The organism is Blautia luti, from assembly GCF_033096465.1.
Taxonomy (GTDB): Bacteria; Bacillota; Clostridia; order Lachnospirales; family Lachnospiraceae; genus Blautia_A; species Blautia_A luti.
The window spans coordinates 1,433,673-1,445,781 of sequence record NZ_AP028156.1; the positions used below are offsets into that span (position 1 = coordinate 1,433,673).

At 43.7% G+C, this 12,109-nt stretch carries 12 protein-coding genes; all 12 read left to right on the forward strand.

Annotation, left to right across the window (positions count from 1 at the left end):
• Nucleotides 1–116: 116 nt before the first annotated feature.
• Complete coding sequence (gene rpsU, locus R8695_RS06685) at nt 117–293, forward strand: 30S ribosomal protein S21 (protein WP_004222305.1); 177 nt, start codon at nt 117–119, stop codon at nt 291–293.
• 75 nt (nt 294–368) lie between these two features.
• Nucleotides 369–1,967 carry a cardiolipin synthase gene (cls, locus tag R8695_RS06690; RefSeq protein ID WP_243139473.1) on the forward strand — a complete coding sequence of 533 codons (1,599 nt, stop codon included), beginning with the start codon at nt 369–371 and terminating at the stop codon, nt 1,965–1,967.
• Between the two features lie 97 nt (nt 1,968–2,064).
• Nucleotides 2,065–3,252, forward strand: coding sequence for a D-alanyl-D-alanine carboxypeptidase family protein (locus R8695_RS06695; RefSeq protein WP_154780010.1), 1,188 nt, complete (start codon nt 2,065–2,067; stop codon nt 3,250–3,252).
• 207 nt (nt 3,253–3,459) lie between these two features.
• Nucleotides 3,460–4,494, forward strand: a complete 1,035-nt coding sequence (locus tag R8695_RS06700) for a molybdopterin-binding protein (protein WP_154780009.1) — start codon at nt 3,460–3,462, stop codon at nt 4,492–4,494.
• 7 nt (nt 4,495–4,501) lie between these two features.
• Entirely contained in the window at nt 4,502–5,353 is an 852-nt protein-coding gene (locus R8695_RS06705; RefSeq protein WP_154780008.1) for a metallophosphoesterase, read from the forward strand.
• Nucleotides 5,338–6,126, forward strand: a complete 789-nt coding sequence (locus R8695_RS06710; RefSeq protein ID WP_118509045.1) for a segregation and condensation protein A — start codon at nt 5,338–5,340, stop codon at nt 6,124–6,126. Before R8695_RS06705 ends, R8695_RS06710 begins: the two co-directional genes overlap by 16 nt.
• A 17-nt stretch (nt 6,127–6,143) precedes the next feature.
• Entirely contained in the window at nt 6,144–6,713 is a 570-nt protein-coding gene (scpB, locus tag R8695_RS06715; RefSeq protein ID WP_118509044.1) for an SMC-Scp complex subunit ScpB, read from the forward strand.
• 22 nt (nt 6,714–6,735) lie between these two features.
• Nucleotides 6,736–7,530: a zinc dependent phospholipase C family protein gene (locus R8695_RS06720; protein WP_154780006.1), complete on the forward strand. Its 795-nt coding sequence runs from the start codon at nt 6,736–6,738 to the stop codon at nt 7,528–7,530.
• Between the two features lie 153 nt (nt 7,531–7,683).
• Entirely contained in the window at nt 7,684–8,919 is a 1,236-nt protein-coding gene (locus tag R8695_RS06725; protein WP_154780005.1) for a D-alanyl-D-alanine carboxypeptidase family protein, read from the forward strand.
• A 274-nt stretch (nt 8,920–9,193) separates the two neighbouring features.
• A complete protein-coding gene (locus R8695_RS06730; protein WP_154780004.1) occupies nt 9,194–9,979 on the forward strand; it encodes a shikimate kinase in 786 nt (261 codons plus the stop codon).
• Nucleotides 9,980–10,249: 270 nt separating this feature from the next.
• Nucleotides 10,250–11,587: an urease accessory protein UreH domain-containing protein gene (locus R8695_RS06735; RefSeq protein ID WP_154780003.1), complete on the forward strand. Its 1,338-nt coding sequence runs from the start codon at nt 10,250–10,252 to the stop codon at nt 11,585–11,587.
• 17 nt (nt 11,588–11,604) lie between these two features.
• Nucleotides 11,605–12,099: a DUF2318 domain-containing protein gene (locus tag R8695_RS06740; protein WP_154780002.1), complete on the forward strand. Its 495-nt coding sequence runs from the start codon at nt 11,605–11,607 to the stop codon at nt 12,097–12,099.
• Nucleotides 12,100–12,109: the final 10 nt, after the last annotated feature.

Genomic DNA, 12,109 nt, shown 5'->3' on the forward strand with positions numbered 1-12,109 from the left:
AAAAGATGTTGACGAACCTACCGGCAATGATATATAATATCACTTGTGCAAGAAAAATACCCAGACAGTTGTATTTTAGCACAATCTACAACTGGAGGGAGGTTAGGTGTGAGTCTATGTCAAACGTAATCGTAAAAGAGAACGAGACTTTAGATAGCGCTCTTCGCAGATTCAAGAGAAGCTGCGCAAAGGCAGGAATTCAGCAGGAAATCCGCAAAAGAGAGCATTACGAGAAACCAAGCGTTCGTCGTAAAAAGAAATCTGAAGCCGCAAGAAAACGTAAATATAATTAATTGTGCGCAAAAATCCCTGGCAGTCTGTCAGGGATTTTTATCATAATAAAGCAAAATCAGGGGAAGGAAGTAATCTTGAAAGCAGAAAACAACAAAAGACTGAAAGAAAAGAAAAACTGGATCCTGTTACTGTTAAAGAAAGTGGCCAAGCTTCTCTTTAACCGAATTTTTTATGTGGCAGTAGCCATTTTGGTCCAGTTTGGATGGATTATGATGATGGTAATGCGTCTGGCAACTTATTCCAGATATGTAGATATCCTACTTAAACTGGTTGGAGTTGTGATCGTATTATGGATCCTGAACAAGGAGATTAATCCGTCGTATAAACTGGCGTGGACCATACTGATCCTGGTTCTGCCAATCCTTGGGGTCGTTCTGTATCTGCTGTTTGGACGCTCCAGGATCGCTACGATCATGCAACAGCATTTTGAACAGAGGATTGAGGAGAGCAGGGATTATCTGCAGGATCGGCACGAGACAAGAGAAAGACTGGAAGAGATGGATCTGTCAGCTGCAATCCAGTCCAGATATATATCAGACATTTCCAGATTTCCGGTTCATGAGAATACCACTGCAGAGTATTTCCAGGTAGGAGATGATATGTTTCCGGTCCTTGTCCGTGAGTTGAAACAGGCGAAGAAGTATATTTTTATCGAATATTTCATCATCAACGATGGTGTGATGTGGCAGACAATCCTTCATATATTGGAAAAGAAAGCTGCAGAAGGAGTAGATGTCCGTCTGATTTATGACGGATTTGGATGCCTTACCACACTTCCTCACAAATATTATGAAGAACTCCGTGCCAAAGGAATCTCCTGTCAGGTATTTAACCCGTTCCGTCCACTTCTGAATATCATTCAGAATAACCGTGATCACAGGAAACTTTGTATCATGGATGGCTGGGTAGGATTTACCGGAGGTATCAATCTGGCAGATGAATACATTAATCAGAAAGAGCGTTTCGGACACTGGAAAGATACTGCTGTTATGCTGAAGGGTGAAGCTGTCTGGAATATGACTGCCATGTTCCTTCACATGTGGGCGGTAGTGAGCAGATCCAATGAGAGTATTGATTATGAAGCTTATTTTCCACATAAATATCATGAGGAAGAGTTTGAGAGTGATGGATTTATTCAGCCATTCTGCGATACTCCTCTGGATGAGGAGATTGTAGGTGAGAATGTATATCTGAATATCATTAATAAAGCGAAGAATTATGTATATATCTGCACTCCATATCTGATCATTGATAACGAGATGATGACTGCTCTTTGTCTGGCTGCGAAAAGCGGTGTGGATGTCCGTATTATGACTCCGGGGATTCCAGACAAGAAACTGGTATTTCTTCTGACTCAGTCCTACTACAAACAATTGTTGGAATCAGGAGTGAAAATTTATGAATACCAGCCAGGATTTCTCCATGCGAAATCCTTTGTATGTGATGATGAGATTGGAGTAGTGGGAACCATTAATCTGGATTACCGAAGTCTGTATCTCCATTTCGAAGATGGTGTATGGATTTATAAAAACAGAGTCATACAGGATATTAAAGAAGATTTTGTCCAGACCATGGAATATTGCCGCCCGGTAGAGCTGCAGTTCTGTCTGAACAGAAATATAGGGGTGCGGATGATGCAGAATATTTTCCGCGTATTTGCACCAATGCTGTAAAGATCGCCGCTGTGCGGTCTTTTTTAGATGTCTGACAGGTATATTTTCGTAAAGATACTTTTATAATAGAATAGAATATATCTGCCGGAGTGAAAATATGGCAAAAAAGTGGATTTCATTCATATGTGTATGGATCATGGCATTAACCGTGCTTCTGACACCGTTAACAGTCAGGGCACAGAATGATTCGACAGATGAAACGGGAAATACAGATCTGATCCAGGCGCCGTCTGGTGTACTGATGGAACCGGAGACAGGAACGATTATCTATGAAAAAGATAAAGACACCCGCAGAAGCCCGGCCAGCATCACGAAGATCATGACACTGATCCTGATCTTCGATGCTCTGGAAAAAGGTACCCTGAAACTGGAAGACACAGTTACCACCAGTGCCTATGCCAAATCTATGGGCGGCTCTCAGGTCTTTCTGGAGGAAGGGGAAACTCAGACAGTAGAAACCATGATCAAATGTATTGTGATAGCATCAGGCAATGATGCCAGTGTGGCAATGGCAGAACACATCTGCGGAAGTGAGCAGGAGTTTGTGCGCCATATGAATGAAAGAGCAGCAGGGCTTGGAATGACCAATACGCATTTCGAGGACTGCTGTGGACTGACAGATTCTGCCAATCATTATACAACTGCAGAGGATATTGCCATTATGAGCAGAGAATTGATCACGAAATATCCTAAGATCCTGGAATATTCTTCCATCTGGATGGAAAATATCACCCACGTGACCAGACAGGGATTCAAAGAATTCTGTCTGACCAATACCAATAAACTTCTGCGAAGCTATGAAGGCTGTGTGGGACTGAAAACAGGAAGCACCAGTCTTGCCAAATACTGTCTCAGTGCTGTGGCGAAAAGAAATGGAGTCACCCTCATCGCAGTAGTAATGGCTGCTCCGGACTATAAGGTACGATTTAAAGATGCTGCTACCATGCTTAACTATGGATTTGGAAGATGCAGTATTTACATAGATGAAAAAATGCAGGCACTGCCACAGGTTCCGGTGAAAAAAGGAAAAGAGAAGTCCGTCCCTCTTCTTTATGCGGAACAGTTCAAATATCTCAGCACAGATGGTAATGCCATTTCCAATGTAAAAAGAAAGCTGCGGATCCACCGCGATGTAGATGCACCGGTGAAAAAAGGAGAGCAGGCGGGAGAGATGATTTATTCTGCCAATGGAAAGGAACTTGGAAGAGTAAAGATTCTGTATGGAAAAACAGTATCAAAAGCCACCTACGGCGACTGTCTGAAAGAAATACTGCAGAATCTCTGAATGAACCCAAAAAATTCTGAACCCCGGACACTGATTTATGCCTGAGATATAAATTAGGTTTGCGAAGCAAATGATATTCTCCGAAACCTGCATAAAGAAATTCGGGTATATATTTTTTGACAAAAGTAGCAGATGGGATGTATAATAAATTCTGTATGAATATTTATGGATATTTACATTATCATAAAGTGAAGAGGTACGGGTGTTATGAGGGAAATAAGAACAGAAGATGCGGTAGGACATATTTTATGTCACGATATTACGCAGATCATTAAAGATGTAAAAAAGGGTGTATTGTTTAAAAAGGGACATATTATCAGGGAAGAAGACATTCCGTTACTGCTTTCTGTAGGAAAAGAACATCTGTATGTATGGGAGAAAAAAGAAGGGATCCTCCACGAAAATGAGGGAGCACAGATCCTTTATGAGATTTGTGCAGGAGATTCTGAAATAATCCATGGGTCTGATATCAAAGAAGGCAAGATTGAACTTATTGCAGATATTGACGGTGTTCTGAAGATTCGCAGAGATGCCCTGAACGCTGTGAATTCCCAGGGAGAGATGATGATCGCATCCCGCCACGGGGATTTCCCGGTAAAGAAAGGTGATAAACTTGCAGGAACCAGGATCATTCCTCTGGTGATCGAGAAAGAGAAGATGGATCATGCCCGTGAGGCAGCAGGAAAAGATCCGATTTTCTCTATCCTGCCATATAAAAAGAAAAAAATAGGAATTGTAACCACTGGAAGCGAAGTACAGAAAGGGCTGGTCAAAGATACGTTCACACCTGTACTGAAGGATAAATTTGCACGTTTTCCCTCTGAAGTCATAGGGCAGACCACACCTGGGGACGATAAAGAACAGATCACAGCAGACATTCTGAAATTCATCGAGGACGGTGCAGATGTGGTAGTCTGCAGCGGCGGCATGAGTGTGGATCCTGACGATCGTACCCCGGGAGCCATCAAGGATACCGGAGCACGCATTGTAACTTACGGTGCGCCGGTACTGCCAGGAGCCATGATGCTTGTTTCCTATTATGAAAAAGAAGGCAGAAAGGTGCCGGTACTGGGACTTCCGGGATGTGTCATGTATGCGAAAAATACTATCTTTGATCTGTTTCTCCCGAGGATCATGGCAGATGATGAGATACTGGCTTCCGAAATTACAGTACTGGGAGAGGGCGGCCTGTGTCTGAACTGCGATGTCTGTACCTTCCCGAATTGCGGATTTGGAAAATAGGAGATATATGAAGAAATTCAGAACTGTACATTATACGGTCCATATGGAAAAAATACAGGAGAAAAAAGGACCAAGGTTTGCAGTGCTTGCAGACCTGCACGGCATGGAGTTTGGCCAGGACAATCAGATACTTCTGGATGCCATCGACAGACATCACCCGGATGGAATACTGATAGCAGGAGACATGATCGTCAGATGCAGTGAAGAGACATTTCCTGTGGCACTGCAGCTGCTGAAGAACCTGGCAAAGAAGTATCCGGTGTATTATGGACTGGGGAATCATGAATATAGCCTGTATGCCTCTGACCCGGAGGAAAATCCTCTGACAGAGAAATATCTGGAGTATGAAATCCAGGTAAAAGAAGCAGGTGTGCATATTCTGCATAATGAGCAGAAGAGCTTCCGGATGGGAGAAACATTATACAGGATTTATGGTCTGGAAATTCCCCGGCTTTATTATAAAAAGCCGTTTGCGCCCATGATGAGATCCGATGAAGTGGAACAGCTGATAGGGGACAGGGACGAACAGGCTGTGAGCATACTGCTTGCCCACAACCCCAGATATGGGGACGCATATTTCGGATGGGGTGCAGATCTGATCCTGAGCGGCCATTACCACGGTGGGGTGCTGCGTTTTACCAGGTGCAGAGGAGCGATCTCGCCTCAGTTTGAATTGTTTCCGCGGTACTGCTGTGGAGATTTTCACAAAAAAGGGCAACACATGCTGGTAAGCGGCGGGATCGGGGAGCATACGATTCCAGTAAGGGTCCATAATCCCAGAGAACTGCTCATTGTAGATCTGAAACCGGGATCCGGCAAAAAATCCAGGAAAGAGGAACATACATGGGAATTCCGGTAAAGCTGGAGGTGTTTGAAGGTCCGCTGGATCTGCTCCTTCACCTGATCGAGAAAAATAAAATAGACATTTACGATATCCCTATCGTGGAGATCACAGATCAGTATATGGATTATATCCATGCAATGGAAAGAGAAGATCTGGGGATCATGAGTGAGTTCATGGTCATGGCAGCCACTCTTCTGGATATCAAATGCAGGATGCTTCTTCCAAGAGAAGTAAATGAAGAGGGCGAAGAAGAGGATCCTCGAGCAGAACTGGTGCAGAAACTTCTGGAATATAAAATGTACAAGTTTATGTCCTATGAACTGAAGGATAAAATGGACGAAGCAGCCAATGTGTTCTATAAAAATCCTACTATTCCGAAGGAAGTAGCTCAGTACAGAGAGCCGGTAGATCCTGCACAGCTTCTTGCAGGCCTGACACTGGAGAAACTGAATGCCATCTATAAATCCATTATACGCAGACAGGAAGACAAGCTGGATCCTATCCGAAGTAAATTCGGAACCATTGAGAAAGAAGAGGTCAGTCTTTCTGATAAGATGATCGAGATGAGGGAATTTGCCAGAACGCACAGAAAGTTCAGTTTCCGAGACCTGTTAGAGAGCCAGTGCTCGAAAGTGCAGGTGATCGTTACATTTCTTTCCATACTGGAACTGATGAAAATGGGACACATCCATGTAGAGCAGGATGGACTGTTTGACGATATTTCAATTCAGGTGATCACAGATCCGGATACCTGGAAAAATCTTACGGAATTTGCAGAGGAAGATTAGAGAATGAGGGAAATTTGGTGAAAATAAAGGAAGTAGAAGGAGCGATCGAAGCCATCCTTTTTACAATGGGAGAATCAGTAGAGCTGTCTCGGATCGCCAAGGCAGTAGAGGTGGATCCGAAGACTACAGAGAAAATAATCCACAATATGATGGATCGCTATCAGGAAGAGGGAAGAGGGATTCAGATCATAGAACTGGAGAATTCTTTCCAGATGTGCACGAAAAAGGAATATTATGATTATCTGATCAGGATCGCCATGCACCCACAGAAACCGGCACTTTCAGATGTCATGCTGGAAACACTTTCCATTATTGCGTACAAGCAGCCGGTGACTAAGGCGGAGATCGAGAAGATCCGCGGCGTAAAGTGTGATCATGCCATCAATAAGCTGGTAGAGTATAATCTGGTCCGTGAGCTTGGAAGGCTGGATGCACCGGGACGTCCGATCCTTTTCGGAACTACGGAAGAATTCTTAAGAAGCTTCGGAGTGCAGGATCTGGATGAGCTTCCGGTACCGGATCCGGTACAGATCGAAGACTTTAAGGCAGAGGCAGAAGAGGAAGTCCAGCTGAAGCTGGATGTTTAAAGACAGGAAGGGGAAATGAAAAATGCCAACCACATATGCACATGATTTGTTTGGGAAAGAAGTATATAGAAGACTGCCTGCGGATATGAGGTATGTGATCCGCAGACACGGAGATCTTTACAGGATCGGACTTCATGGACCGGATATTCTGTTTTACTATATGGTGTCCAAGAATCCGGTAACTCAGTTCGGAGTCCGGATGCACCAGGAGAAAGCGAGAACTTTTTTCCAGGAGGGCATGCGTCAGGTCAGAAGGACGAAGGATGAGGCTTTGCTTGCCTATCTGCTTGGTTTTGGCTGTCACTATATGCTGGATTCCGCCTGCCATCCCTATGTAAATAAGATGGCTGATGAGGGAGTGGTTCCTCATATTGTGCTGGAGAAAGAGTTTGACCGTGTGCTTATGGAAGAAACAGGGAAGGATCCGGATCATTACTATCCGGCCTGCGGCATCATCCCGAAGATGTGTTATGCAAAGGTGATCCACAGAGCAATCCCACTGGTACGTACAGTAAATATTTTTATTTCCCTGAAAATGATGAAATTTCTTACCAATCTGATGGTGTGTGATGATCATGGCAAAAAGTGCCGGGTGTTCGGCAGGATCCTGCGTCTGGGAGGCAGATCCATCGGCTCTGTGATCGAACATTTCATGACAGAAAAACCGGTGCCCCAGGCACAGGCGCCTATGCCTGAGCTTGAAAGACTTTATCAGGAAGCGATTCCTGAAACTGTGGAGTATCTGAAAGAACTTTATACACTCAGGGAAGGGAATTTCCGGCTGAGTGCCAGATGGAACAGAACGTATAATGGCTGAATACAGACTTGCATATGAGAAAATCATCCTGCGTCAATATAGCAGATACTTAATTTTCGATGTACTGGTCTGGTGGTATATTCCGGACAGGCGTGCATAGAATTATCTTAAAGGATAACCGGTGTGAAAAGTACCGGGCACGTGAGGTGGAGTATGAAGATCAGACGGTATATTGCCGCTGTCAGTATCCTGACGGCGGTATTTTTGTTTACGCAGACCACCTGTGTTCATGCACAGGAAGAAATACCTCAGATCGTGGATATGGTTCCTGTGTCAAAGGAGCCCGGGCAGCTTTATGCCATGTCTGCTGTGCTGATGGACGGAGATTCCGGTAGGGTGCTCTATGAAAAGGATGGAACGAAGGCCAGGGCAAATGCCAGCACAACGAAAGTACTGACTTGTATTGTGGCACTGGAAAGTGCTCCGGGGGATGATTATGTACAGGTGTCAGAGAAAGCAGCGTCCCAGCCTGAAGTGAAGCTTGGCCTGAAAAAAGGCGAACAGTATCATCTGGAGGATCTTTTATATTCCCTTATGCTGAAAAGCCATAATGATGCAGCGGTTGCCATAGCAGAACACTGTGGCGGCTCTGTGGAAGGTTTTGCCCGGATGCTGGACCGGAAGGCAGAACAGATCGGTTGTAAGGATACGCATTTTATCACACCCAACGGACTGGATGCAGAAGATGAAAATGGAACACACCATACCACTGCCGAGGATCTGGCTTTGATCATGCGCTATGCAATAAAGAATAAAACGTTTCTGCATATTGCCCAGACCAGGGATTATAATTTCTCGGATATTACAGGAAAACGGAACTTCTTCTTGCATAATGCTAATGCACTGCTGGATATGATGGACGGCGTCCTGGCAGGAAAAACAGGATTTACTTCCCAGGCAGGCTACTGCTATGTATGTGCCTGGGAAAAAGACGGAAGGACTTTTATCGTCAGCCTGTTAGGATGCGGCTGGCCCAATCACAAAACCTATAAATGGAGTGATACGAAGGAACTTCTGAAGTACGGGGATGACAATTATTATTATGTAACATACTGGCAGGAACCCCAGACGAATCAGATTCTGGTAGAAGAGGGCGTGGAAAAAGGGCAGGATATAGGAACCAGAATCTATCTGAGAGGAAAATGTACTGTTACCCCGGAAGATAAAGAGAAAAAGATTCTGCTGAAATCCGGTGAAAGTGTGGAGTGCAGGGTGGAAATTCCGGATACAGTACAGGCACCTGTGAGAAAAGGCGATAAACTGGGGAGAATCGCCTATTATCTTAATGGAAAGATGCTATCTGCCTGTCCGGTCTATGCGGAGAAATCTGTGGAAAAGGTCAGCTTTAAATGGTATACGGAAAAGGTTTTCCATGATTTCTTTCATTGACAGGACTGTTTGGGAAAGAAACTCAAGATATGAAAACACCGGGATATTATAAAAGATCCTATGCAATCCATAGAAGTATTCTATTGATTGGGAACTCTGATTTAATGATTTAAAGGGTTGATATACTAAAGAGGGGTTGTTATAATAGAAAGAACAACGTAGCTGTGAAAGGTTGCAGCAGTTACGAAACAGTTTAGAGTCTGTTTGAAAAATCATTCCCGCTTGCAGAAAGCCTTTTTCAAACACGCTCTAGGAAAGACAGAGGAAAAACGATATGAATCAGTTAGAAATACTCAGAGAAAGTCTTGGCCAGTGCGACGAGATCATTCTGGATGCCCTTATCATGAGAAACAGGATTGTAGAGGACATTATGGCATATAAAGAAGCCAACGGACTTCAGATCTTACAGCCGGAGCAGGAAGCCAAACAGAAAGAATGGCTTGAAAACAGAATGGAAGGCAGACGCCATAAAGATGAGGTAACCGATGTATTTGAATGTATCCGTACCAACAGTAAACGTATCCAGGCAAGAAAACTCTTCAACTATAACATTGTACTGATCGGATTTATGGGCGCAGGAAAATCCACAATTTCCGATTTCCTTAAGAATGTATTTGCCATGGATGTGGTAGAGATGGATCAGATCATTGCCCAGAGACAGGGAATGAGTATTTCCGATATCTTCGAGACATACGGTGAGCAGTATTTCCGTGATCTTGAGACAAATCTGCTTATCGAAATGCAGTCACGCAGCAATGTTGTGATCTCCTGCGGCGGTGGTACTCCAATGAGAGAGTGCAATGTAGTAGAGATGAAGAAGAATGGCCGTGTTGTTCTCCTCACAGCAAAACCGGAGACAATCCTTGACCGCGTCAAAAATAACCATGACCGTCCGCTGATCGAGAACAATAAGACTGTTCCATTTATCGCAGATCTGATGGAGAAACGCCGCGCTAAATACGAGGCAGCAGCAGACATTATTATCGAAACAGACGGTAAAAACGAACTGGAGATCTGCGAAGAGCTTGTACACAGACTCCGCACCATGGATGAGAAATAATAATTAAGAAATACAATAACGGGGATTGCTTTACATAGCCTGATGACCGGCTACGGAGAGCAGTCCCTTTTGTTTTGATCGCGGATATCCACTTGCCTGGAGGATATTATATAAGTGAAAATTTTGTGAAATTCCGTACTCTATGGTTGACGACAATAAAAAACTACTATATAATTCCTATCGAAATAATATGATAATAAATAAACTGTAATAATAGAAACATAAAATCTATTGTTACAGTTTTCTTTATGTCATAAGAAAGGACAAACCATGAAACAGGCAAGAATATATATTGATGGAATGACCTGCATAAACTGCCAGATAAGGATAGAAAATGAACTAAAAAAAGAGCCGGCTCTGACAGATATATCTGTAAGCTATGAGGCAGGTGAAGCGTCTTTTTCCTATAATCCGGATCGGATATCTCTGAAGCAGATCACGGATATGATAAATAAAATGGGATATTCTGCATCCTCTGAAAAGCTGTCCTGCAAAAAGAAAATACTACAGTCAATCGCAGAGATTCTGCTGATCGTGGTACTGTTTGGAATATTACAGGATTTCGGGATTCTGAACTATCTTGCACCTGCCTCGCTTGCGGATTCGGGAATGAGTTATGGAATGCTGTTTGTGATCGGACTGCTCACTTCCGTACATTGTATCGCCATGTGTGGAGGCATTAATCTGTCCCAGACATTGCAGAAGGATATATCTGAGGAAATCTCAAGATCCATGTTCAGAAATTCTATTCTTTACAATACAGGACGGGTGGTTTCCTATACTACGGTTGGCGCCATTCTGGGGGCAGTCGGTGGACTGGCTGGATTTGGCACAGATCTGCAGACCTCATCACTGCTCCAGGGAATCCTGAAACTGGCAGCAGGAGCTGTTATGATTGTTATGGGAATTAATATGCTGGGAATTTTCCCGTGGCTTCGAAAGTTCAGAATCCGAGTTTCTCTTTTCAATAATAAAGCGGGAAATAAGAGAAGGACTCCCTTTATTATAGGGCTGTGCAATGGACTTATGCCATGCGGTCCATTACAGTCTGTACAGATCATAGCTCTGGCATCTGGAAATCCTTTGGCAGGTGCATTCTCCATGTTTTGTTTCAGCATTGGCACAGTTCCTCTGATGCTGGGATTTGGCTCTGCGGTAGCTTTTCTTGGAAAACGCTTTACAGGTCTGGTGCTGAAGACGGGTTCAATTTTAATTGTGGTCATGGGGCTTTCAATGATGACACAGGGAACTGCGCTGACAGGTCTGAACTCTCTGCAGGTATCCCGGACAGCAGACGCAGGTTCACAAGAAACAGGAGATACAGCAGTTGAAAAGAACGGAATACAATATGTTTATAGTCAGCTTCAGTCCGGCAAATATCCGGATATCATTGTTAAAGCAGGCGAGCCGGTAGAGTGGGAGATTGAAGCATCAGAAGACAACATCAACGGATGCAATTACAAGATATTCCTGCAGGATTTTGGTCTGGAGCATACTTTTACAGAGGGAAAAAACATAATAAAATTCACACCTGAACAGGCAGGAACTTATACTTATACCTGCTGGATGGGAATGATCACAGGGAAAATTCATGTGGAAAATAATTAATATGAGGAGACAGAAGAATGAAAAAAATAATTGCAGCAGTCATGATAACAGCGATACTGCTCACAGCATTTGCGGGATGCGGAAAAGAAAAAACAGCACAAACTTCTGAAAATACGACAAATGAGGTAACAAAAGTAACTTCTGGCAATGCACTGAGCATTCCGACAGATGAACTGTCTGAAAATGCAGAATTTTACCCGGTAGATGTAGACGGCACAGAAATGGAAGTGATTGCAGTAAAAGATTCCACAGGAACCATACGCACAGCATTCAACACCTGCCAGATATGCTATGATTCCGGCAAAGGATACTATAAACAGGAAGGCGATAAGCTGGTCTGCCAGAACTGTGGAAATTCCTTTACCATGGATCAGGTAGGAGAAATCTCCAGAGGATGCGATCCATGGCCGATCCTGGATGAGAATAAAACAGTGACAGATGAAGAAATAGAAATTTCCTATGATTTTCTGAAAGCCTCCGCTGATATTTTCGCAAACTGGAAAAAGGCATAATCCAGCGAGG

Coding starts and splice junctions, on each gene's coding strand:
- rpsU (WP_004222305.1), top strand. CDS start 117: ATGTCAAACGTAATCGTAAAAGAGAACGAGACTTTAGATAGCGCTCTT.
- R8695_RS06695 (WP_154780010.1), top strand. CDS start 2,065: ATGGCAAAAAAGTGGATTTCATTCATATGTGTATGGATCATGGCATTA.
- R8695_RS06700 (WP_154780009.1), top strand. CDS start 3,460: ATGAGGGAAATAAGAACAGAAGATGCGGTAGGACATATTTTATGTCAC.
- R8695_RS06705 (WP_154780008.1), top strand. CDS start 4,502: ATGAAGAAATTCAGAACTGTACATTATACGGTCCATATGGAAAAAATA.
- R8695_RS06710 (WP_118509045.1), top strand. CDS start 5,338: ATGGGAATTCCGGTAAAGCTGGAGGTGTTTGAAGGTCCGCTGGATCTG.
- R8695_RS06720 (WP_154780006.1), top strand. CDS start 6,736: ATGCCAACCACATATGCACATGATTTGTTTGGGAAAGAAGTATATAGA.
- R8695_RS06725 (WP_154780005.1), top strand. CDS start 7,684: ATGAAGATCAGACGGTATATTGCCGCTGTCAGTATCCTGACGGCGGTA.
- R8695_RS06730 (WP_154780004.1), top strand. CDS start 9,194: ATGAATCAGTTAGAAATACTCAGAGAAAGTCTTGGCCAGTGCGACGAG.
- R8695_RS06735 (WP_154780003.1), top strand. CDS start 10,250: ATGAAACAGGCAAGAATATATATTGATGGAATGACCTGCATAAACTGC.
- R8695_RS06740 (WP_154780002.1), top strand. CDS start 11,605: ATGAAAAAAATAATTGCAGCAGTCATGATAACAGCGATACTGCTCACA.